22 protein-coding genes and 1 pseudogene are annotated in these 22,964 nt (G+C 34.2%); 8 read left to right on the top strand and 15 right to left on the bottom strand.

Annotation, left to right across the window (positions count from 1 at the left end; translation table 11 throughout):
* Window position 1: 1 nt before the first annotated feature.
* Genes ACFFVB_RS10720 through ACFFVB_RS10695 form a run of 6 tightly spaced genes read left to right on the top strand, consistent with a single transcriptional unit; the run spans window position 2 to window position 4,179 of the window.
* Window positions 2–583, top strand: coding sequence for a conjugal transfer protein (locus ACFFVB_RS10720; protein WP_116769712.1), 582 nt, complete (start codon window positions 2–4; stop codon window positions 581–583).
* A gap of 2 nt (window positions 584–585) precedes the next feature.
* Window positions 586–1,428, top strand: coding sequence for a hypothetical protein (locus ACFFVB_RS10715; RefSeq protein WP_092132131.1), 843 nt, complete (start codon window positions 586–588; stop codon window positions 1,426–1,428).
* 11 nt (window positions 1,429–1,439) lie between these two features.
* Window positions 1,440–2,054, top strand: coding sequence for a conjugal transfer protein TraK (locus ACFFVB_RS10710; protein WP_092132436.1), 615 nt, complete (start codon window positions 1,440–1,442; stop codon window positions 2,052–2,054).
* Window positions 2,044–2,973: a conjugative transposon protein TraM gene (gene traM / locus ACFFVB_RS10705; protein WP_382382726.1), complete on the top strand. Its 930-nt coding sequence runs from the start codon at window positions 2,044–2,046 to the stop codon at window positions 2,971–2,973. The genes ACFFVB_RS10710 and traM overlap by 11 nt, the downstream gene beginning before the upstream one ends.
* Window positions 2,970–3,800: a DUF4138 domain-containing protein gene (locus tag ACFFVB_RS10700; protein ID WP_133759030.1), complete on the top strand. Its 831-nt coding sequence runs from the start codon at window positions 2,970–2,972 to the stop codon at window positions 3,798–3,800. The genes traM and ACFFVB_RS10700 overlap by 4 nt, the downstream gene beginning before the upstream one ends.
* A 7-nt stretch (window positions 3,801–3,807) precedes the next feature.
* The gene (locus tag ACFFVB_RS10695) at window positions 3,808–4,179 is read left to right on the top strand and encodes a hypothetical protein (protein ID WP_034260987.1); all 372 of its coding nucleotides are present in this window, start codon (window positions 3,808–3,810) and stop codon (window positions 4,177–4,179) included.
* Window positions 4,180–4,187: 8 nt separating this feature from the next.
* Here ACFFVB_RS10695 and ACFFVB_RS10690 read toward each other — a convergent pair whose 3' ends face one another.
* The 12 genes from ACFFVB_RS10690 to ACFFVB_RS10635 all read right to left on the bottom strand — a co-directional run bounded on the left by ACFFVB_RS10690 (window position 4,188) and on the right by ACFFVB_RS10635 (window position 17,405).
* The gene (locus ACFFVB_RS10690; protein WP_034260985.1) at window positions 4,188–5,558 is read right to left on the bottom strand and encodes an RNA-binding domain-containing protein; all 1,371 of its coding nucleotides are present in this window, start codon (window positions 5,556–5,558) and stop codon (window positions 4,188–4,190) included.
* Window positions 5,559–5,560: 2 nt separating this feature from the next.
* Complete coding sequence (locus tag ACFFVB_RS10685) at window positions 5,561–5,857, bottom strand: hypothetical protein (RefSeq protein ID WP_034260983.1); 297 nt, start codon at window positions 5,855–5,857, stop codon at window positions 5,561–5,563.
* A complete protein-coding gene (locus tag ACFFVB_RS10680; RefSeq protein ID WP_382382723.1) occupies window positions 5,838–7,850 on the bottom strand; it encodes a PHP domain-containing protein in 2,013 nt (670 codons plus the stop codon). The genes ACFFVB_RS10685 and ACFFVB_RS10680 overlap by 20 nt, the downstream gene beginning before the upstream one ends.
* Before the next feature lie 176 nt (window positions 7,851–8,026).
* Window positions 8,027–10,594, bottom strand: coding sequence for a DEAD/DEAH box helicase family protein (locus ACFFVB_RS10675; RefSeq protein WP_034260979.1), 2,568 nt, complete (start codon window positions 10,592–10,594; stop codon window positions 8,027–8,029).
* 2 nt (window positions 10,595–10,596) lie between these two features.
* Entirely contained in the window at window positions 10,597–12,633 is a 2,037-nt protein-coding gene (locus ACFFVB_RS10670) for a DNA methyltransferase (RefSeq protein WP_034260977.1), read from the bottom strand.
* Window positions 12,630–12,830: a helix-turn-helix domain-containing protein gene (locus tag ACFFVB_RS10665; protein WP_034260975.1), complete on the bottom strand. Its 201-nt coding sequence runs from the start codon at window positions 12,828–12,830 to the stop codon at window positions 12,630–12,632. Before ACFFVB_RS10665 ends, ACFFVB_RS10670 begins: the two co-directional genes overlap by 4 nt.
* A gap of 113 nt (window positions 12,831–12,943) precedes the next feature.
* Complete coding sequence (locus ACFFVB_RS10660) at window positions 12,944–14,524, bottom strand: type IV secretory system conjugative DNA transfer family protein (RefSeq protein WP_382382720.1); 1,581 nt, start codon at window positions 14,522–14,524, stop codon at window positions 12,944–12,946.
* Between the two features lie 5 nt (window positions 14,525–14,529).
* Window positions 14,530–15,561: a MobB family relaxase gene (gene mobB, locus ACFFVB_RS10655; RefSeq protein ID WP_382382718.1), complete on the bottom strand. Its 1,032-nt coding sequence runs from the start codon at window positions 15,559–15,561 to the stop codon at window positions 14,530–14,532.
* Between the two features lie 11 nt (window positions 15,562–15,572).
* Complete coding sequence (locus ACFFVB_RS10650) at window positions 15,573–15,953, bottom strand: BfmA/BtgA family mobilization protein (protein WP_382382717.1); 381 nt, start codon at window positions 15,951–15,953, stop codon at window positions 15,573–15,575.
* A 432-nt stretch (window positions 15,954–16,385) separates the two neighbouring features.
* Window positions 16,386–16,583, bottom strand: coding sequence for a hypothetical protein (locus tag ACFFVB_RS10645; RefSeq protein WP_026451355.1), 198 nt, complete (start codon window positions 16,581–16,583; stop codon window positions 16,386–16,388).
* 11 nt (window positions 16,584–16,594) lie between these two features.
* Complete coding sequence (locus tag ACFFVB_RS10640) at window positions 16,595–16,975, bottom strand: DUF6876 family protein (RefSeq protein ID WP_026451356.1); 381 nt, start codon at window positions 16,973–16,975, stop codon at window positions 16,595–16,597.
* Window positions 16,976–17,060: 85 nt separating this feature from the next.
* Window positions 17,061–17,405 (bottom strand): single-stranded DNA-binding protein, encoded by a 345-nt coding sequence (locus ACFFVB_RS10635; protein WP_026451357.1) that lies wholly within the window; start codon window positions 17,403–17,405, stop codon window positions 17,061–17,063.
* 1,124 nt (window positions 17,406–18,529) lie between these two features.
* Between ACFFVB_RS10635 and ACFFVB_RS10630 the strand changes: the two genes are divergently transcribed.
* Together ACFFVB_RS10630 and ACFFVB_RS10625 are read left to right on the top strand one after the other, a co-directional pair.
* A complete protein-coding gene (locus ACFFVB_RS10630) occupies window positions 18,530–18,982 on the top strand; it encodes a DUF4238 domain-containing protein (RefSeq protein WP_382382716.1) in 453 nt (150 codons plus the stop codon).
* A gap of 19 nt (window positions 18,983–19,001) precedes the next feature.
* Window positions 19,002–19,583, top strand: a pseudogene (locus ACFFVB_RS10625) (DUF4238 domain-containing protein); the annotation flags it as partial.
* 460 nt (window positions 19,584–20,043) lie between these two features.
* Here the strand turns inward: ACFFVB_RS10625 and ACFFVB_RS10620 are convergent.
* The 3 genes from ACFFVB_RS10620 to ACFFVB_RS10610 form a co-directional block, all read right to left on the bottom strand.
* Window positions 20,044–22,008: a heavy metal translocating P-type ATPase gene (locus ACFFVB_RS10620; RefSeq protein ID WP_026451359.1), complete on the bottom strand. Its 1,965-nt coding sequence runs from the start codon at window positions 22,006–22,008 to the stop codon at window positions 20,044–20,046.
* A gap of 9 nt (window positions 22,009–22,017) precedes the next feature.
* Window positions 22,018–22,374, bottom strand: a complete 357-nt coding sequence (locus ACFFVB_RS10615; RefSeq protein WP_026451360.1) for a SpoIIAA family protein — start codon at window positions 22,372–22,374, stop codon at window positions 22,018–22,020.
* Window positions 22,375–22,782: 408 nt separating this feature from the next.
* Complete coding sequence (locus ACFFVB_RS10610; protein ID WP_166643315.1) at window positions 22,783–22,959, bottom strand: DUF2188 domain-containing protein; 177 nt, start codon at window positions 22,957–22,959, stop codon at window positions 22,783–22,785.
* Window positions 22,960–22,964: the final 5 nt, after the last annotated feature.

Genomic DNA, 22,964 nt, shown 5'->3' with positions numbered 1-22,964 from the left:
TATGAAGACAAAAATCAAAATTTTAGTAATGACCGTAGCTCTGACCTTGTTTATGTCAGGTAATGCTACCGCCCAAGGAATGCCCACTTATGACAATACCAATTTTATCAGTTTGGTAAAACAACTGTTGGAATCAGGTAAACAGACCGCTCAAATGATTAAGTCTGTAAAATTCCTAAAGGATGCTAAAGAAGCCATCGAGCAAGTATCAAGCGTAGTTCAACAACTCAACGCTGTCCAAGAAATTGCAGACAATAATCAGCGCCTTATCAATGTAATGCAAAATGATTTACAGGATATTTTAAACTCGCCCTACATCAAACCCGATGAAGTTTCAAGAGTTATGGAATCATTCGATGCAATAGTCCAAAACTCATTAGAAACGGTAGATTTTATTGATGAAGTTTTATCCAGCGATTACCTAAAAATGAGCGATGCCGAACGCGCCGAAATACTCAAAGTTAAAGAGCAAGAATCGAAACAAATGGTTTCTACCATTACCACTAAAACAAAACGGTATCGAGATATTATTTCTTTCAGAAAAATGCAGGATAAAGTAAATAACCGAGAAACAGATTACTAAAAATGACCGCAACTATACTTTTAGGGATTGGGTTGGAATACATCGATGCGGTGTTCCAGACCATACAGAGCAGCAACTTCTCGCAATACACTATTGCCGGAATGAAAACGCTCGCTGTCCTATTTTTTCTGGTTAACATCCTGAAAAAGTACAACGAAGGTGTTGCGGATAAAGATGGTTATACTTGGGGATTGAGCCCAGGGGACTTGATGAAGAATTTTGCCATTGTCATATTAGTAATTTTCTCAACGCAGGTGTTAGGGTTCTTTGATGGGATATTGGTGGCCATCGAGGGGCAGTATAGGGGCACAGCACCTGCGTTATTACCATTACAAATGCAGGACATTCCTTTAGAGGAAGACGTAAGTCTTTTTGATGCTGCAAGCTCAGCAATGACCCTTTTATACGAAGCTTTAGTAACACCATTGTATGGGTTTAAGATATTGGCATTTATTCTAAGCACTATACTTTGGATTCTTGACCTATTCATTTATCCGTTGTTTTTGGCAGAGCGTTTTTTCCTTTTGGGGATAATGCAAGCGTTCTTCCCTTTGGTCATTAGCCTTGCAGTATTTGAAAAATTCCGTTCACTTGCTTATACATTCTTCAAGTTGTATGCTGCTGTATATATGTTAGTGCCGGCATTCTTTTTAGTCAATGTATTTGTTAACGCTATTTATACGGAAATCAACACCAATTTTTGGGTCAACTTATTTGGTACCGATACAGGTCAAGGTTTTTTTGCGCCTGTTGTTCAATTGGGTTCTGTTGCATTTATTGTTTTCCTGAAATTCAAATTGTACAAACGAGCTACATCCTTTACTCTTAGATTATTTACCAGCTAATTCAAATGAAAATGAAAACACCTTACAAAAACATATACAACGTCCTGAAAATGAATCGATTTATCGTACTGGCAGTTGTCATTTTTGCAATGCTTTCCAGCACTTTTTCACTTTGGATGGCATTTACAACTAATAAAAATGCGCTCAATAGTGCATTTGCAATAAATACAGATGGTAGCATTATTCCGCTGAAGCTCGTAACTCAAAAAGAGAATTTTAGAGTCGAAGCTCTGGCACATTTAGAACTGTTCCACAACTACTTCTATAACATCGATGCCAGTAACTATGAAAGGAATTTGGAAAAAGCACTTTGGTTAGGAAATAGTTCTGTGGACAATCTTTACCGTCAGAAGAAAGCTGATGGCGTTTATAACCGATTGCTTCAGTATTCATTGGTTCAAAAAGTATTGAGTATTGACTCAAGGATAAACGAAAATAATGGCTCATATAGTTTTACAACCACCACCATTTTTGAAATTAACAGAGGTTCAATAATTGACACCTACGAATTGGTTTCAACAGGAAACCTGATTATGGTTGACCGAAACTTTCCCAACAATCCGCACGGACTTCTAATTACAAATTACTTCGAGAACACTTTAAAAAAACTAAACGATGAAAGTTGAAAAGAATAAAATAGTATTCGCTGCCGTATTGGCTGTGATTTTCATATTCCTGATTTCCTATTCTGTAATGGTATTAGGCGATGATGATACTGAAACTGAAAACCTAAAACAGACCTTAGTGCCTGATTTAGAGGAAAACCAAAAAGAATACGACTCTAAACTGGATGCTATAAATGACTTAAAGAAAGTTCGTGAAAATAACGCGCCCAGCATCTATGATGAAAAGCTCATTGATTCCTTGGGATTCTACGACCCAGATTTACCAGAACGCGAAAAAGAGCGTATTGTAGATAGCATCTATGAAGCTGGCAAAATTCAATATACATCGAAACGATACCAAAACTTAGGACAGAAAAGAACTGTTCGCAAAGCGGTATCAAAAATTGATTCTACTGAAGTAAAAAGAGAACAAAAAATTGAAGCCAAAGAATTAGGCTTAGAACATCAATTGTTCTTTGCCGCATCGCCAAAACCCAACGAGTTTTCAATCATCGGTAATACTGATGAAACAGTTTACGTAGTAGTAGATGGCGACCAAATAGTCAAAGCGAATACCAGATTACGAATGCGCCTTACCAAAACAGCTACCATTAATGGTAAGCTGATGCCAAAGAACACACCTATTTTCGGTTTTATAAGCTTTCAACCTAATCGTGCGCTCATTGAAATTGAAAACATAAAGCACCATCCTACAAAACTCAAAGCTTTTGATTTATCTGATGGTAGTGAAGGTATTTACGTACAGAACAATTTTCGGGCAGAAGCCACCACCGAAGTCTTGGACGATATTATTGGCGATATCAACATTCCTACCGTACCACAAGTTGGTGGTATATCCAAAGTACTCAGACGTAACAACCGAAACGTAAAAGTTACGGTATTGAATAATTATAAATTAATTCTAAAACCTAAATTATGAGAGCAACAATTTTAATATTTGCGATACTGATTTCCGCTTTCGCGAAAGCGCAAACAACTACAGTTCTCGATACCATATATGCCAACGACACCAAAAACGTTGCATTATTCTTCCCTGAACCTATTCGGCAAGGAATAACCGGTTCAGATAATTTTGTATTTACCTACAATCGTGAAAAAGAACAGTATTTTGGACTTCTTCAGGCAAAGCCTGGGAAGGAAAGTAATCTGTTGGTAGTCAATAGAAATGGTTCAATTTTTTCGTATATTGTAAGATATAAAAAACAGCTATCTAAGCTCAATTATTTCATTCCGCTATCAAGTAGTATCGGAAATGAGAAACCAATTAAGGTCGATTCGATTCTTGCTGAATCTTCTGAAGAACGTGTAGATAATAGAACGTATTACTATCAAAAATTCTGCTCGTATCTTCTTAACAGAAACCAGCGTATCGGTCGGATTAAGAAGCGAACGCAAGGCATTGTCTTGACTGTTGAAAATGTTGTTTTTGATAAGGAAGAACTCTACTTCGTTATCCAGATTGAGAATAATTCTACTTTGGATTACGATTTGAATTTCTTAAACCTTTCGATTGAAACAAGACAAAAAGGGAAAAGAAAATCGTTGCAACGCCTGTATCAAGAACCAACGTACAAACACAATCTGCCTTCAAAAATTGCAGAAAGTGAAACTGTGCGCTTCGTTTATGTATTGCCCAAATTTTCATTATCTAATGACCGTAGGGCGATTTTAGAATTGAATGAAAAGGATGGCGAACGAAACATTGAACTGAAAATATCACATAGATATATCAATAATCCAAATTAAGAATATTATGAAAAAAATTGTCGTTTTCTCGCTCGTACTGCTGTTCCTGTCTTGTGCCGATTCTGATACTAAAATTTCGGGACCAAGTGCCACAGCCCAAATCGTCATCGAAAGCTTTTATGAAAAAGATGAGGAAGCTTTAAAAGCCAACTCAACACCACAGGCATATTCTAATTATATGAATACTATAAATATGTTCAATGCGACGGTAAAGGATGATTCAAACTTTACAGTTTTGCAGGATACGATAATGGGTGACGTGGCTTGGGTAAAATATACTACAGCCTATGATAAGACACCGGGTCTTTTTAAACTGGTTAAGCAAAATGGCAAATGGTTGGCGGATGCGAGAGGCTCAAAGGATAAATCGCCTTTTTAAAAGGATACTTACTGATTTTTTTCGAGATTAATTTCCCAATAACCTTGTGTGCCACCGTGGCGTTTTATAAACCCTTTGGTTTTGAGCGCATTTATATGTTTGCCCACAGGGGATTCATTGATGCCTAAAGCTTCAGCTATTTCAGTATAAGTAATAGTAGTATTGGTTGCAATTAGTTTAAGTACTTCTTTTTGTCTTTTAGTAAGTATATCTATAGCATCTATTGCACCACCTGTTACACCACCCATTGCACCACCTGTTACACCACCTTTTTGACGATCTTCTCTAATAGTAGATTCATCAGCAACTTCTTTAGCAATAAAAGTCATTCTAAGAAAGTTATCGGAAAAACTAAAACTCTCTTTTCCATAGTGTTCTAAAATACGAGGGATGCCAGAACCTAATTGTTCAACCAGTTCTAAATCTTTAAAAATTCGCATCAGTTCCTTATTTCGTGGAACTGAAAAGCCTTCAAAAAATTCTTGCTTGCTCAATCCTTCCGGAAGACCACCAGCTGATGTGATTTCGATTCTATCGGTAAAAATCTCAAACTTTGGGGTAATCTCATTGGTATAGTCATTATGCACAAACGCATTAATGATGGCTTCTCGCAAGGCGATGGGATGCCAAAGGTTGGCTTGTTGTCTTTCTTTTGATGTGATTTTTGTGGTTGTTCTGTTCTCGACCGCAATTTTATCTATCACTTGTTTAGTAGCCTTAACTAAACATTCGTGACCATATTCGTTGCTTTCTATTAAGTCTGTTCTGGTTATGCCTGAATATTTGGCGACTTTAATTGAAGTGTTATTTTTGTCTGCCAAAAGATAGCCGGCATAATTAAAAGCACCATCTTCCGTAAGTAGTTCCAAGTTCTTTGCAAAAGCTTTACCAAGGGTGTACCCAGATTCTTCGTAGTAAATTTTTAGCTGTCCGAAGCCTAAATCCTGCCGTCCTGCTTTAATCTTGCTGATGGAATTTCGGGTACGTTTAGCAAACAGCTCATCTATCATTTTTTGGGGCATCGGTTCAGCCGCTGAACCCAAGCGAATAAAACAACCCTTTTCGCTCATCCCGTATTTTTTAAGATGATATGGTTTTTCTGGACCGCTGGCCACTATGATTTTCAGAATGTTCTTGCCGTCCCTTTCCTCACTCACAATATCAAACAGACCAAGGGCGGAAGGGCGGATGTTGTTTTTTAACCTATCCTTAATCTTTAACTGGTCGCCATCAGCATCTGCCAATCCGTAAGTATTTCCATCCTTATCGATGCCGATATGAATAATGCCACCTTCACGGTAGTTCAAGAAAGCAATGACCTCTTTTTCGAGTCCATCGGACAATTCTCGTTTATATTCTATGCGGTTTGTTTCGGTCATTTTTATTGGTACTTTTCTAATGCTTCCTTGTAAACATTTTCGGTTTGGTCTTTAAATCTGTCCTTGTTAGTCAGAAATATGTTTAGCTTCTCGTAAATGCTTTTATAAATTATTTGATGTGCTTTATTGGCTAAAACATCTTCGTCATAAACATCCATTTCAAAATCATCTTCTGTCGCAAAATCTAAAAGCTTCATCAAATCCTCTTTTTCTATTTTATCAATTTCGTTCCAATTTTCAGGTTGTGTCTTATCCTTTCTAAAAAATGCCTTGTTATCTTCAATCTTTAAGTATTTCATAGCTTACAGTATTTCTTTGATTATATGCTTCCGCTCCTGCTTCGAGACAGTTTAGAAGTACCTCTAAATTTTTTATTATTTTTCCATCAACACTTTTCAATGTCTTACTTGTCGGATGTCCGAAAAACACCTTATATTCCACATTACCAGAATCGACTAATTTTTGAGTAAAAACTAAATGATTCGGATTAATTGACGCGCCTATCGTACTGTTATGTGTTACCACAATTACTGGAATTTCTGTTGAAATTTGTTTGATTAGCTCATTTACTTCATTTTTAAGAAAAATATTATCAAATGACGATTCAGGTTCGTCAATTAATAGCAAATCGTGCTTTAAAGCATCACTAATTTCGTGTAGCAGGTTAAATTCAGAACGCTCCCCACCAGAAACCTCGTAACCGTGTTTGTTTAAAGTTCTATAATCTATCGCCACGAAGTATTTATAATATTCAGTTTCCTCAATTCCGATGTTTTGTAATGAAATTAAAAACTCATAGGGATTATCATAATTGTTGAAAGCCTCGCTAAAGCTTAATTTACTTTTGCTTTTATTTTTTAATTGACTTGCTCCAGTATATTTTTTTGTTTTTGCTAAGACTTTAAAGCCCCTTATTTCCTTACTGTCTATTATCTTTTCGGTTTGGACTTTCTTTACTACATTCCTAAATTTCTGGACTTTGATTTTCTCTAATTGAATTTGTAAGAAATCAACCTCTTCAATTGATGTAGTGGTTGAGCGAAATCTCAAATTTTCTTTTATGGTCTCAATTAGACTATTTGTCCATTCCTTTTTTAAGTTAGTTTGGTAAAGCTCATTATGCTTTTCAATTAAGTCAACAATTAAGCTTTTCAAAATTTCATCGCTAATATGCTTGTTGACGATTGTTTTATATTCATTGGCTTCTATCAAAGTTTCAGTTGCAGAAATCAATTTTTTAATGTTATTTAAGCTGTCCAATGTAAACTTTGTTTCGTTGTATAATTTACATTTGGAAAACGTGTCTAAACTATCACTTTCAGTAGCATACTTCTTTAAAGAACTCAAATATTTTTCGAGGGAAACTTCATTGGATTTTAAGTCGATATCATTTACATCTAATACAACATCTTTAAACTCCTTCAAATAGTTTTCGGTTATTAAACTATGTCTTGTAGTAACTAATTTTTTGAAGTTTTCTTTATCATTTTGAAGCAGAGAAAACTGTCGTAAATATTTGACATTATCAAAGTTCTGACAGATTTTATCAAGTGTATATGTTTTCCCTGAAGAACGTCCGCCAACGATAACATTCAATCCTGTTGATAAGATTATCCCATCATCGGTTGCTTGAAAAAAGTCGTTTCCGTCATCTTTAGAAAGAAAAACTTTTGCTTTGTCATATAAGCAACCTTTAATAGCATTAAGTGTGTTTTCTTCAACATCAATGAAAGTTTGTTTGGTTGGATATGATGTCATATTTTCGACGAACCGACAATCACTAAATATTACTGGTGTTAATTTATCGGCTTCTTTAATGCAGGTTTTGAACTTTCTTAAACTTGTTACTTCGCCTGCAAAAATATTATTCCCTAATTTTTTTAAAGTCTCAGGTTTGATATTTGGTTTTTTATCATAATGTGGGATTAACAGATAATCTTTTAAGTTCAGAAAAACTTCTGTTAGTTGTTCGTAGCTAATCGAATCATCTTTTGTTGGAATGAGTTTTTGGACTTTTTGACATTTTTGCGCGAAATCATCAAGATTTTCATTTTCTGAAATTAAAAGTAAATGACCACCTTCTAAATCAATTTCTATCCCTGGGAAAATTTTTATATTGAGCGCTTGGCAAATTTGTTCGAACTGAGTTTTATCGAACAAGTTGTGATTGGTAATGGCAATACAATCAATTTCAAGTTTGTTTACATATTCCTTTAAAGATTCTAAATGGAAAATGAAATTCCTATCGCTGATAGATTGTACGGTGTGAATGTGTAGGTCTATTTTCTTCAATTCTTACTATTTTTAAATTACCGTCAAGAGTATTTTATTAGCTTCATATGCAAACACAAGGATTACCCTTTTAGCTAATCACTAACAAGTTTTTTAATTATTATTATAACTAATGAGACAAGTTAAACATTTAGATAAAGTGCGATGACTTCTTCAATTTGAAACTTACCTGGACATTATGCATTGGCTTCATTTAATGTATTTTCCAATGTTTCCTTAAATTCATTTTCATTTTCGTTATTATAAAATGGAACGCCTGTTATCAAATATTTATCAGAGTCAATTTCTATTGTCGTTTTATCTTCTCTAATCTCTTTTAAGAAGTCTTCTTTCCATTTATCGTGAGCTTTCAAATGGTTTCCTTTCGGCTCAATGAATACTTGATAAGTCAATTCATTCCCTGCTTTTTGTTTACAAAATAGAACGAAATCTGGCTCAAAAGCTCTGCCCATTTTATCAATGATTTTGATTTCTCTTTCATTACGAATCAAGTAAATATTTTCAAAGGATTTTTCTAAATTTTCGAAACGTCTAGCGAACATTTTCACAAACTCTTTTTCTTCACTAGTTCCATAATTTGCATTGTAAACATACCAAGGTTCATTAGCAACCAAGCCTTCTTGACCATCTGCTCGTTCACTATCTTTATAAACTTTTATTTCTTTGTCTTTAAATACTTCGTGTACATATTTGTTGAAATATTCAGAGCCTTCATATTCCGTAAGATTTGATTTAATTTCAGATTCAATAGTTTGTAATAAACCTTGAACTGCTAACAAGTAATCACGATTAGAAATCTTTGATAGTCTTTTTTTTGAGCCGTTAAAGGTAATTTCTAAACCACCTAAATAATTTGGGTTTTCAATTAAATTAGATAGAGATTCAGTTTTAGGAAAATACCTTATAATATTTGAAAAATAATAAAACGGATTTTGAGCAAGAGCATATCTTGTTATGTGTTTTGGAATTGCAGAAATTGCGATGTCTTTTTGCTCTATTTTTTCAGTTTTACTCTCTTTTTCTTCTTTTTCGAAAGCAATTGACATTACTCCAATACCAGATGATAGAGTGAAAGCGAAATTTCGTTTTGAAACACCTAAATCAGAGAAAGATTTTACATTGTTATAGCTCTTTGGTACTTTCTTATTAAATATTACTTTTCCTGTTTTGTAGAAATCTGTTTCTTTAAATCCTAACTTTAAAGTTAGTTGTTTAGTTTCCAGTTTGTCATCGTCTTCATAAATTCCAGATTCTACTAAAGCTTTTTTCAATTCAGAAATGTATCGATTATCTTCTTTAGTATGATAATACAATTCTTCTAATGCCTTTAAATCATTTGTAGTGTCATCATCATACTTTCGTTTATATTTATCTTGTCCTTCCTCTAGTGTAAAAGGAAAATACCTAGCACCTCTACCAATCAATTGAGCTTCCGAAAGTGTTGTTTTCCCAATTTTAGTATTTGAACCACCAGTATTCTGACCTTCATATAATCGAACTATATCAAATAGATTTAAAACATCCCAACCTTCATTTAGTTTTTGAACTGCAAAAACAGCTCTAATTGGATTGTTTACATTTTCTAAAGTATTTAATAATTCATCACTTTTTTTGCCTTCTAATAAGCTTTTTTTGTCTTTAGAATTTGATTCATTAGCACTTAAACAATTTTCTTCTTTGAAGTTTGATTTTATTCTTTTAGAAATTTCATTTAATGTTATATTCTGGGATTCAAAAAATGAAAATGCTTTTTGAATGATTTGAACAGTTGAAGTTTCTTGAATGTTCTTAACCATTGAAACCGAAAAACCCTCAATCAATTTATGAAAATTGACTTTGTTTTGCTCCGATTCTTTAATTGTCTTTTTCGCTTTAAATAGAATTACTGGTTTTAAGTTAATTCCTTTTGAATTTGCTAATTCTTGACGATATAAGTTCAATATCAATGCTTGGATTATTCGTTCACGTTCATCATATAAAGACCTTATTAAATTAATTTCTTTAGAGTATTTATCAATTCTAAACTGTGCAAGGTCGTATTTATGAATGACCTTGTCTTGATATTTTTCAACTATGGCTTGACTATCATAATCTAAAGTAGCTGTAAATTCTAAAAGGATATTTTCAAAATTTGTTTTATGAATTCTGTCTACTATTTCTCCCCAAACTTCTGCATTATTATGATGTGCTTCATCTGAAATAAGAACTGTTTTTCTGTTTTCGAAATCTTCAAAGCTTATTCCGTTTTCTTTGACATTAGTAAATAAACCAGATGTTAACTTTTGAATTGAAACAAAATTTATATTAATGTTTTGGTTGTCAGCTTCGTCAAAATTTTGAACCTCTTTTACAAAAACCTCTTTACTATTAACTACTATTTTATTCGCAAATAAATATTTAGACGATTGAGGATTTAAGAAGTTATCTTTTGTTTTATTAATGATATTATTAGAATTTACAAAGAAGAGGAAATTTCGATAACCTTTTTCATATAGGTATAGAATAAGTCCAGCCATAACTAATGTTTTCCCACTACCTGTTGCCATATTGTAAAGAAGGTGATAAGGTTTGTTAGGCTTACCATCAAAATCCTCAATGTCAGAATAGATGTATCTTCTAAAGGATTCTTCTTGATATGGTCTAATAGAATATTTTAAATTATCTGTGATATAATTTGGAACATTCACTTGTTCAAGTGCCTTACGTGCAAAGGGATTATCGAATATGTTATATAGAAATGCCATATTTAATCCTTTTTAATTTGGTAAAAATCTTTGGTTACTGTTCTCTCATTTTTATCAACTTGAAAATCTTTATCATCAATTGAAGATAAGTTTACATACAATTGATTTTTATCCAATAACTCTATTAAATGTTCTTTTTGTTGTTTTAAATCTAATTCTTTAAGTTCATCAATATGTTCTTCTTGTTTCTGAATATCTAAATTGTAATTGAGGAATGATTTAGCTTTCATTTGTTCCCAAATCTGCAATAAGGTTTTATTGTCTTTTGCTTCTTCAATTTGTTCTATGAATTTTTGATTATATTTTTTAAGCTCGAAATATGTATATGAACCTCCGCTTTTCCAATTAATAGCTTTTGAAATACCTGATTGGTCTCCATTAATAACATTTTGTAGTCTGATTGTGCTGTCATTTTTGCCATAATCGAGTTGTTCAATTCCAACATACTGTCTTCCTAATTTATGAGCAACTCCAGCTGTCGTTCCGCTTCCTAAATGATAATCTAAAACTATATCATTTTCATTGGTTGACATTTCGATAATTCTTCTCAATAATTTTTCGGGTTTTTTCCCTTTTTTTAAGGTAACTCCACCTTCTGACGCAATTCCTTCATAAGCAATATCAGTCCATATATTTGTTAGTAGAGTAGTAGGTGTTTCTACACCATCAATATTTTTAATTTTTTTCGAATAAAAAGCAATTTCTTGACCGTTTAATAAAAATCGAGAATCATTATTTTCTCTCTTAACCTCAAATACTTTTTCATTATTTTTTTTGGACTTCTTTTTTATATCAAGAGTATCTTTTCCAGCATCGTCTCCAATAGCAGTAAGACGAAAAACGGAATTTGAATTTTTTAATGCGAAATCACTTAATTTTTGAATGTATACGCCTTCTCCTATTTTCTTTTGAACTTTACTATATGGATGATGTGTTGTGTCTGGGTCAATTCCTTCTTCACGACAAATGATTTTTCTAATATCATCTATAATCCATTTTTCTGGCTGTTCTTTTATATTGGTAATGTAGCCTGTATAATTTGTATCATATCCAGAATCCACATATTGTAAATTATAATTAAAATCATTTTTTGAAACTCCATACATTAATATATATTCTGCGGTTTCAAATAGTCCTAAATTCACAGTTTTAAAGCCAGATGGTGATTTTGTTCTAACAGAAATAAGGTTTATGAAATTTTCAACACCAAAAATTTCATCCATCATTATTTTTAGGTTGGTTTTATTATGGTCATTGATTTGAACAAAAATCACACCCGATTTATGTAACAGTTTTTTTGCGGACTTAAATCGATTGTACATAAACGTAAGCCAACTAGAATGAGTAAAAGAGTCATTATATTTAAATGAATCACTTCCAGTATTGTAAGGTGGGTCAATGTAAATAAGCTTTATTCTTTCAGAAAATTCTTGCTCTATTGTATTTAGAGCTAATAAATTATTGCCTTTAATTATGAGGTTGTCAGTAATCGTGTTTTCTGGAAGTTCTCTTTTTTTATTTAGTTCAGCATTTCTCGTAAAACTTTTGAAAGTATGTTCGCCTTCTTCATTGAAGGTTTTAGCGTTAGTTAAAATTTTTGGTTCTAGTAATTGTGTGATTTCATCTTGAGCTAGAATTTCATTAAAAAAGATTTCTTCTCGCTTATCTTCCTCTTTACTTTGACCACCTTCCAAGATACAATCCTTGAATGGCCAAACTAAAGAAACTTCGTTTCTTTGTTTTAGGAATTTACCATCTATTGTAAGACCTACTTTTATTCTGTATTTCGTGTAACTATCGTTTGAATAATTTTTTTGTTCTAAAAATTGGATAAACAAGTTTTGGTCAAAAACTAAAGTTCCTTTTATATCCAAAAAGAATTTTTCTTTCAATTCTTTATTATCAAGCAATAATTCTAAAAGTCCAACATCAAAATTCTGTGCTTTACTGATTACAACCCATTTTTTTAATTCTCCATTGTCGGAAACAAAATTGTTTTCGGTTTTGAGTTGTTTTTCTAATGCTTCGTATAGTTTCATTTATTGGTCGTTCTTTCAATTAGTAATTCTTTGACTTGCACATTTAAAATTTCTGCAATTTTGTACAGGTCTTCTAAACTCGGTTGTCTTTTGTTTTGAGCATAAGAGTGCACCATATTGTAACTCTTTCCCAATTGTTCTGCCAACCAGATTTGTTTTATTCCTTTCTGTTCCAAAACCTCTTTTATTCGGTTCATTTTGAATTTTTTTAATTCAGTTCACTAAAGTAAAGAACATTTTCAATATACTCACTAAATGAGTATTAAAATTATCATATGAATAATATATAATTGGCAAGGCGCGAATTGTTTTACTTAAATATAGACCGCGCCTCATCATAAACCCGTTCAAAATTAGCTTCTAAATCAGCTTTAGAAAACGGATTAGTTTCATTAGGAAGTTCCCTTTGAATATCTGCTAACTTAAACTGCACCTTCTTATCTCTACCATCAGCATACGTGATAAACTCGCCCTGTTTCAATCTGAAAAATACGTCCGCCCGAATCTTTGGGATTTCTTTTTCGCCTGTAGTAACTCTTGTGTCAAAATCGAGGTTATGTCCCCGACTGATACTCTTGGTTGGGTCTTTAATGATTTCAAAAAAGCGTTCGTAATATTTTGCGGTGTCCGGGTCATTTACCTTTCCGAAAAACTGGTAGGAAAGATTGCTTAAAATAGCTTTGCTCGCTTTATCGCCATACATCATATCGTTTTGAATTTTATCCTGCATCACGTAAATTGTAGAGATATTATAGCTTCTCAATGTAGCTGGAATACGATGCATATTCAACAAACGAATGGTCGGTGCTTCTTCCATCAGCAAGAACGACGGTTTAGAATTCCGAACGCTCATTTGCTTTGTAATGGTGTGTATAATTGTAGCTATTACTGGCGAATAGGACGTTTCAAATTTTGGGTTGTTGACTATCGAAATTACCGCTGGATTTTCCTCGCTATTGATATTCAATGGCACTTCGTCTGCGGACAATGCCATAAAAATGCGCTGTGTACTAATTCGTTTCAGCGCATTTGCCAAGGTGCTTTTAACACCAGCAGTCTGTCTTTCAGAATCCTTGCCACTTATAAATGCATCTGCCATTGCCCTTGAGGTGGTGTTGGTTTCCAGAAACTGAATCAAACTTTTAGTATCGAGAAATTGATAAACAGCTATCAAATGGGGTAACGTACAGTATTTTGGATATTCCGTTTTTAATTTCCAAATCAATCCACCAATCAAACCTTCCGCAGCATCGTTGAAGAATTTTGTCGTGCCAGTTGTTCCGCTTTCTCTTTGCTCTAAAAGGTTTTCGATTAACACCCTTGACACCTCATTTACGCTTTCCTCGTTCTCTAAATAACGTGGCGCAATAGGATTTACCCTGTGGATGATTTTATCAAAGGAAATGACCCTAAATGGGATATCACTATCCTTGAAAAGCGGATATGCCATTTCTGTCAATTCAAAATCTTTATAGTCGTGAATTATTCCGCAAAAACCTTCTTTTTTAAAATGCTTTAAAAATCCATAAACCACGCTTTCGGTCTTACCACTTCCCGCAGAACCGATGATGGATGCACCACGTTTAATATTGTCTAATTTGAAATTTCCTTTGGTGGTGGCAAAATTAACTTGGTATTTGCTATCGCCATTTTTTGGGCTTTCGGTTTTATGTAAAAAAACATAAAGTCCTGTATTAATTAGCATTAGCGGACAAACCAAATAGAGCAATATAGATATCAATTCATTTCCTTCGGACAAATAGAACACGAGAACTAAAAGCAGTATGCTATTTAAAAGAAACGCATATTTTGATATCCGAAACGTTGCATAGAAAACCATACTGGCCAGACCAATAATTGAAAGTGTCATTATGAGATTGTCTATCTGCATACTCGTTAGATTCCTATTGAACTTGATTTTATGGCCACTTCTGCGCCACGTCTCAATCGCTTAAAGACCCGAAGTGCTATTTGTGCCTGACTTACTGGAATACTCGGCACTATGGGCAATCCTGATTTGCTTATCATTTTAAAAGCCAATGCTTTTTCATTGGCAGGTAATTTCATCAAAGCGGAAAAATATAGGTTTGGATTCTTTACAAAGGTCTTTTTAGCTTTGTAGGTCTCTGCGTAATTGCGCTTATATCCAAACGTCTTATCAAAAGTTTTTTCCGCTTTCGCGAAAAATGCATCTCTATCAAAACCTCGTTTTACTTTTTTTCCGTGCATTTCAACTTCAGAAGCTTTGTGTTTACTTCCTGGCGAAAGACTTACAGAATTTGAGGCATCCTTTCTGCTCACGATAATATGGATATGACTTTGGTTTCCATCTTTCGCCATTCCCTGGACAATTCGTTTTCCGTTTTGTTGATGTGGTGCTTGTCGTTCTAATTTGGCAATTTCCTTTTCCATTTTCTTGATATTCCCTTCAGCTCGTCCTTCTTGAACATTTCGGATATCCGTTTTGAGCTGAAGTATTTTTGTGGCGAAAGGTTGGTTCTCTTTTATCTGAAAGTCCGTCCCCTTGAAAGTTCTTTGATGCTCAATTTTGGCGTAGTATTTTATGTCGTCTATTGATATAGGTCGTCCATTGATTTCACGATTGAAACTGGCAACATAATCTTTCATCAGCTCACGAGTGTAAGTTTTTAAATCTTGACTATTGTTCTGAAGTTTTCGTAATTCATACTTTGATGGGCTGACTGTAATCGAATAAAACTTGGGCTCTTTCTTTTTCAATTTTGCCGTGTTTCCATCAATTTCTTTGACCACTTCTTCAGCTGAAATCTCGTCGCCATATTGGTTGAAAAAGTGTTCTATATCTGGTTGTTCTAAACCTTCATTTTCTTTCTCTAAATAGCCTACAAAATCCGCTGAACTTTGGCTATAATTACCGCCCATTTTTTGAGCTGTGATTGTGATATACATAGTTCAAATATTTATAGCTGATTATTCGGATTCTGCTTTTCGCGAAAGCGGACTTCCTTCTTTTCTTCGGCATATTTCTTTTCAACAATCAAAGGTTTTTTTGCAGGTTCTTCCATTTCAAAAAGGGATTGAATCATCGCCACCGTGGGTTTGGTTTGTGTCTTTTCTACATCTCGCATTATGGCGATAACGGCATTTATTCTTTTGAGAAGTTTTGCTTCGATAGTTCGCCCTGTCGGTCCTAGTTTTTCTTTTGGCGAAATTTCGTTGTAGAAGAAAAAATCGAGCATCGTAGCCATTGCCTCGGTGTGCGATTTGAAGTAAGTGCGTGAGAAATTCTGGAAACGTTTTGCAGTTTCCTTTTTAAATCTAATTCCAATAAATGAGTCCATATTTCGCCGATTTGTCGCAAAATCTTCCCTAAAAATGGGCATTCACAGCCCATTTGTCGCAAATCGCTGATTGTTAGGAAATTAAAATATGTTCAAATCGCTGGTAATCAGCAATTTGAAAACGAAAAGGAATCCGAAACATCGCGCAGCGTGTTACCCTCTTGCTATTCCTTTTCGTCACGCGCAAGCGTGACAAAAATCCATACAATCCGGCTAAAAAGCCGATTGCCATTTTCAGGGAAAATGATTTTCCGATATGTTATTTTTCGATGTGTACGGTTATCGGCGAAAGTCGAAAAGTGGATAACCCTACTTAAATTTGAATGCTGAATTTCAGCGCAATAAAGATACGTTTTTTTCTTGACTATATATTAATTGCATAGAAAAACACCTCTAAAATTTAGAGGTGCTTTAATTATTAAGTTTAGAAAATTAGATGTTGAATATGAAAGTATAGGAATATAAATTTCGTAATGCTTCCTCCTCTACCATCGTTTCAAAACAGGTATAATTTTCTCTTACGTATTGCCGAATACTATCGCCAAATTTTCGTTTCACATCCTTTTTAGAATCTTCTAAAAGCCGGTTTTGAGCTTCTTCGCTCAGATCCGTAAAATTGAGATATACCATAGCTTTAGATATTAATATTCACTTGGCAACATCAGCGTATTATTTACAAAAAATAACCGCAATTCATCGAGTGGAAAATCAGTCACTCTATACCCGTGCTTTTCTAAAACAATATCATTGCCATCGGTGTATATAATTTCAGCTTCGTATCCTGTATAATCCTGTTCATCTTCGGATAATCTTTTAAAGTCTATTGTGATAAACTCACTTCGGTTCATTAGACTTTTTGCAATTACAGAAGTGTCCGTAATGAGCCAAAAACAATCTGCCACATTAGCAAGATATTTTAGTCCGTCCGTAAAACGTGTTCTTAATAATGGGATTTGATAAAACATTTCCGTTCCGTGAAAATGTTGCAATCCTTCTTTGATTTCGTTAACTTGTGCTTTCATTGTTCATTTATTTTATAAGTGAATAATTAAAAGAGGGCACGAACTAATTGAAAACTGGTATCTGTGCCCTCTTGGATTTTTATGATTACTTGTCGTTTTTGCTTCCGAGTAATAGGATTTCATCGGCTACAACTTCCGTTACATAGCGTTGTTCGTTATCATCAGTTGTATAGCTTCGAGTTTTTAGTTTTCCCGATATTCCAACTTCTTTGCCTTTTTCGACAAATTTCTCAACGATTTCTGCAGTCTTGCCCCAAGCTACAACCGTATGCCAATTGGTTTCTGTTTGCTTTTTGCCTTTGGCATCCTTGTAATATTCGTTTGTTGCGAGTGAAAAACGGGCTACTTTTTTACCGCTTTCAAGGTTTGTAATGGTTGGCTCTTGTCCAACGTTTCCGATTAACTGTACGTGATTTTTTAAAGTGCTCATAATAAAATATTTAAGAATTAATTAAAATTGCTATCTGAACTATTCAGACAGTTTATTGTTATATTTTTTTGAAGTGATTTACTTATTATATCTTGAGCGTTTTCCTTTTTTGTTTTTTTCGGTGCCGCTTCCTTTTTGATGTTTTTGTAAGATTTCATAAGATTCATTTTAGATTTACTTCCCATAGCGCCCTCGCTGTTACCTTTTTTTGTTGCTGATACATTTTCAATATTTGGAATTGATAAGGACTTATAAAAAGTGAAGCGCAGCGTAGCGGTTTATGCAGTCCGTTCAACTTCCAAATGTTGGTATTTTGCTGGCAATAAAAGGGTATAACGGCGAGGGTGCGGATGGAGGTTTAAAGACTTTTGTGAAGTACGAAAACATAGGAAGTGGCACCAAATGATTAAATGGAATTCCGATTTGGCGGACTCCGTTCACAATTTCGGATTGGGAATGAAGTGTCCCGTTCCAGTCCCGATAGCTATCGGGACGGACCGGGTTAGCGGAATGGAAAGTAGAAATTGGGTATTGTGTCCAAGATATTTGCAGTGAAGCTCTTTTCCCGCAATGTAGCTTTTCGCGGAATGCAGGGGAATGTGCTGAACGGGATTTAAAAGCTGTATATGATTCTTTGCAGGATTTAAAGCGGACTTAACTTCGAAAATGGAGATGGAATAGAGTTTGTCCGCTTCCCTTTTTTTTCAGGAAGTGGTCAAGTGGAATGGAATTGGAATCTTTGGAGTTTTGTCCAAGACCTTTACAGGGAAGCTCTTTTCCTGAAATGAAGCTTTTCGCGGAATGTAGGGGAATGTGCTGAACGGATTATGAAAATGGATTGTCCTAATGCAGTAGGGTTTAAAGCGGACTGAACTTCAAAGATGGAGATTTGGAATGAAGTGTTTCCCGATTTTTTTCGGGATTAACGTAATGTAAATCGGAATCTTTGGAGTTTTGTCCAAGATTTTTTTAATGAAGCGCATTTACCGTAATGGAGTTTTTTACGGAATGCAGGGGAATGGGTTGCAATGGCTTATGTAAACAAAATCTATAAAATGAATTAGCTTTTTGTCTTTCTTAAAATTTGTCATTCTTATTTTTACAATCTAAATAATTTTTTCATAATGGCCAATAAGAAAAAACAACACTATGTCCCGAAATTTTATTTACGATACTTTAGTTTAAATGATTCCACGAAAATAATTAAGCTCTGTCTAAAGGATACAGGTAGAATCATCCATAAAGCAAATTTGGAAGGACAAGCCCAAGAAGATTATTTCTATGGCAAGGATTTGGAAAGGGAAGAATGGTTTGGGACTATTGAAAATCAGAGCTCATTAATTCTAAATAGGGTGGTTCAAACAAAAGAGTTGCCAAAGGATAAATCTGATAATTATTATCTTATTTGGCTATTTATCCTTCTTCAAGCGTATCGCACCAAGTCGAATGTTGAAGATTTTAATCATATGATAGATACAATTATGAAAACGGCAATGAAGCTCGAACCTCAATTTAAAAATTTTGATTATGATACTCATTTTTTTGCATACGAAGATGCAATAGAAAAAAAAACTTGACTTACTTCTTAATAGTCTACCTATGATGATGGATATGCAAATCAAGCTGATTCGAAATACTACTTCAAATGAATTGATAACAAGCGACAATCCTATTTCGAAATATAATCAGTTTTTGGAATCAAGAAAATTTCCCTTCGGACACAATGGAATGGCAAGTAAGGGATTACAGATTTTTTACCCATTAGCACCAGATTTGCTACTTATAATGTATGACCCAAAAGTCTATAAAATTGGAAATAAAAAACAATTCAGTAACATTCCTATGAATGAAAAAGATATTGAGTATTTAAATATTTTAACTTGTTTGTATGCTAATAAATCTATTTATTCTACGGATAATGTAACTGATTTTCAGCTTGAACAATGGGTCAAAGAATCGAATATTTATAAAGAACAAAAGAAACTGGAAGTAAAACATTTTGACCCCATACAAAGTGAGGATGATGCTGAATCGGTGATTGTACAACATCATCAAACGCCTTATATGATTAAACTGACCCTATCCTTTGTTAAGCAAACACAGCACGCCAAATCGTATAAAATGTCGGGCTATTATGCTGAATTTAGGGATGAGCGTATTCGAAATAGAGAGCAATAGATTATCTTGTTTCATTACGAACGAACATTATGAACATTATAGTCTATACAACAGTTAATGTTTATGAATATTCCCTTTTACCACAAAATAGTACAATAACAACGCGGATATTATCACAAATAATATTGCAAGAATACCATTGAACTTATCTTTCCTTGTGATTTGATTATTGGATTTACCAACTTTCTTATTTCTTTTTTTTCTTTGTTTTTGATACATCCTTTTTAGTTATTTCTAAATAACCCTCTATAATAGCTTTGTATCTAAATAGTTATAAAGTATTTCAAGAAAAGCAGGAATAAAATAAACAAAACAAACAATACAAATATGATTATAACACCAATCCATATTATTTTATCCCTTTTAGAAATGACAGTTTTTTCAGTTTGTACTTTACTTTTCTCTTTCAGACGTCTTTTCCTTCGATTTTCTGACATATACTATTGTTTTATTTATATATCTATTTCTTCCATTCCATCTTCTGTAACCTTACGGCATTCAATATTGCCAATAAAGCCACGCCCACATCTGCGAAAACCGCCTCCCACATCGTTGCCAGACCTCCTGCACCCAATACTAAAACAACTGCTTTTACTCCGAATGCTAAAATAATGTTCTGCCAAACGATGCGACGTGTGGATTTACCAATTTTTATAGCCTTTGCAATTTTGCTCGGTTGGTCTGTTTGGATGATAACGTCTGCAGTTTCTATTGCCACATCACTACCCAATCCACCCATTGCAATACCTACATCGCTAACCGCCAATACGGGTGCATCATTGATGCCATCTCCAATAAAAGCTACTTTGTTGTTGTTTTCGGACATCAGCTTTTCGACTTCTTTCAATTTATCTTCTGGAAGCAAACCCCCTTTTGCCCAATCTACACCCATTTCTTTTGCGACTTGTTGCGTAATAGAATCCTTATCGCCCGAAAGCATTATTATTTTGGTAATTCCTGATTCACGGATTTGTTTGATGGCTTCGTGAGCATCATCCTTCAACTCGTCTGCAATAATTACATAACCAGCAAATTTGCCCTCAATGGAAACCATCACGATAGATTCTACTATGTTGTCGGTTTCAGATGGAACTTCGATGTTGTTTGACGTCATCAATGGTTTGTTACCTACCAATACGGTTTTACCGTTTACTGTTCCCTTTAGACCTTTTCCTGCTATTTCAGTTACTTCGGAAGCTTGAAAATCTTCGCCATCGGCTTTATATTCCATAATTGCCTTGGCAATGGGATGGGTAGATTGTTCTTCCATCGCCATTAGGTATTTCATAAATTCAGGCTCATTCCAATCAATGGCTTTTATTTCCTTGATTTTGAACACACCTTTGGTCACGGTTCCGGTTTTGTCCATAACAACGGTATTAACCTTTGTCATTTCATCCAAATACGATGCTCCTTTAAACAGAATGCCATTTTTTGAAGCTGCTCCCAATCCTCCGAAATAACCTAAAGGAATAGAAATAACCAAAGCACAAGGACAAGAAATCACAAGAAAAATTAAGGCTCTGTATAACCAATCGCTAAAGATATAATCGTCCACAAAAAAGTAGGGTATAAACGTCAATCCAATCGCAAGAAAGACAACAATAGGTGTATAGATTCTTGCGAACTTTCTAATGAACAATTCGGTTTTCGATTTACGAGCTGTTGCATTCTGCACCATATCGAGAATTCGGGCAATGGAACTGTCCTTAAATTCTTTGGTGGTCTCAATTTCAATCACACCATCCAGATTGATACTTCCGGCAAACACCTTTTCGCCTTTTGCAATAGTATCAGGTTTACTTTCCCCTGTCAAGGCTGCTGTATTGAACGAGCCTTTTTTTGATAGCAACACCCCATCCAAAGGAATTTTTTCGCCCACACGAACCTGTACTTTTTCGCCAATTTCAACGGTTTCAGGATTTACAGAAATGTAATCGTTGTTTCGATAAACCAAAGCTTCATTAGGTCTTACATCGAGCAAGGCTTTAATATTGCTTTTGGCTCGATTGACCGCTGCGTTTTGGAACAATTCGCCCACTGCGTAAAAAAGCATTACTGCCACACCTTCGGGATATTCGCCAATGGCGAATGCTCCAATGGTAGCAATGGACATCAAAAGAAATTCCGTAAAGAAATCGCCTTTTATGATGCTGTTCCAGCCTTCTTTTATCACGGGAAAACCTACTGGAAGGTATGCTATTACATACCAAACGATACGTACCCAATCCTTAAAAAATGCAACATCAAAATAGTCCATAGCGATACCGATAATCAGCATCACAAAACTGAAAATTGCTGGTAGATAGGTTTTAAATTTTCCTACACTTTCCGGGTCGCTATGGTTGTGGCCATCGTCGTGTGCGTGTTCTCCTTTATGTTCTTCGGTATTGATATCACGAAGATTTTGTTTTTTCTTGCTCATTTTATTTTATTATAAATTTATCCATTGCTTGGCTTGTTCCTTATCTTTTAAATCAAAATATCTTACCTCTGAACCGGTAAAGAAATCGGTTGCCTTGGCAGCCCATTCTTGCCATTTCCTTTCGCCCACAAATGCCATTTTGCCATAATCGGAAAGATGGGAGTTGTCTACTTTAATATCTGCCCAAAGACCTTGCAGGTCGTAACCGTGGAAATCGTGCATTTCAAAATAGAAATCAACCTTCTGGTTGCTGTTCAGGATTTCATCAATTCGGGAATGTATCAGTTCTACATCGCTTGTAGATATTTTGCCTTCCAATTTTGCGGCAATTAAATTTTCGTTTTTAGAATTTACAAACTGTATCATAATTTTATTTTTTTATCAATTTAATGAAATATATAGTGCTATGGAAGTGCATTTATTGGCCACTTCATATATCGCAGATTATTTAATTTTAAAATATAATTGTCACTTATTATCGATATTCTTTTCCATTTTACCTAAATAAAAAATCAATGCAACACTTGCACCTAACAGTCCAAACAGAATATTCTCGACAATTTGATTCCCGTTTATATTCAAAATTTCGACTAAATTACTTTTCAAATATTGCAGCCAATTAATTTCATTAGCTTGATTTCCATAGTTAAAAATAGTGATTCCCAAGGGTTGAATAATAAATACACCTATGGCGAACCCTACTAGTATGGGAATTGATAATTTCTTAATTTTTATCATCTATTTTAAAATTAAAGGAGTCCAAAATTTTAAAGATTAACCTTCCAAATCATAAAACCATTCTTCAGCCATAACAATTGCTTTTTTGATGGCTAAATCTTGTGAAAGACCTTCCTTTTCTATTAAGTCATTCGCAATTTCGATTGCCTTTTTTCGTACCGCTGGATTAAGGGTGTCAAGCTCTGTTCTAAATTCTTCAAATGTCCAGTCCATAAAAA

This window comes from Formosa undariae, assembly GCF_042427615.1.
Classification (GTDB): domain Bacteria; phylum Bacteroidota; class Bacteroidia; order Flavobacteriales; family Flavobacteriaceae; genus Formosa; species Formosa undariae.
Note: the sequence above shows the minus strand (reverse complement) of the source record. Positions and strands in the feature narration are given on the sequence as shown.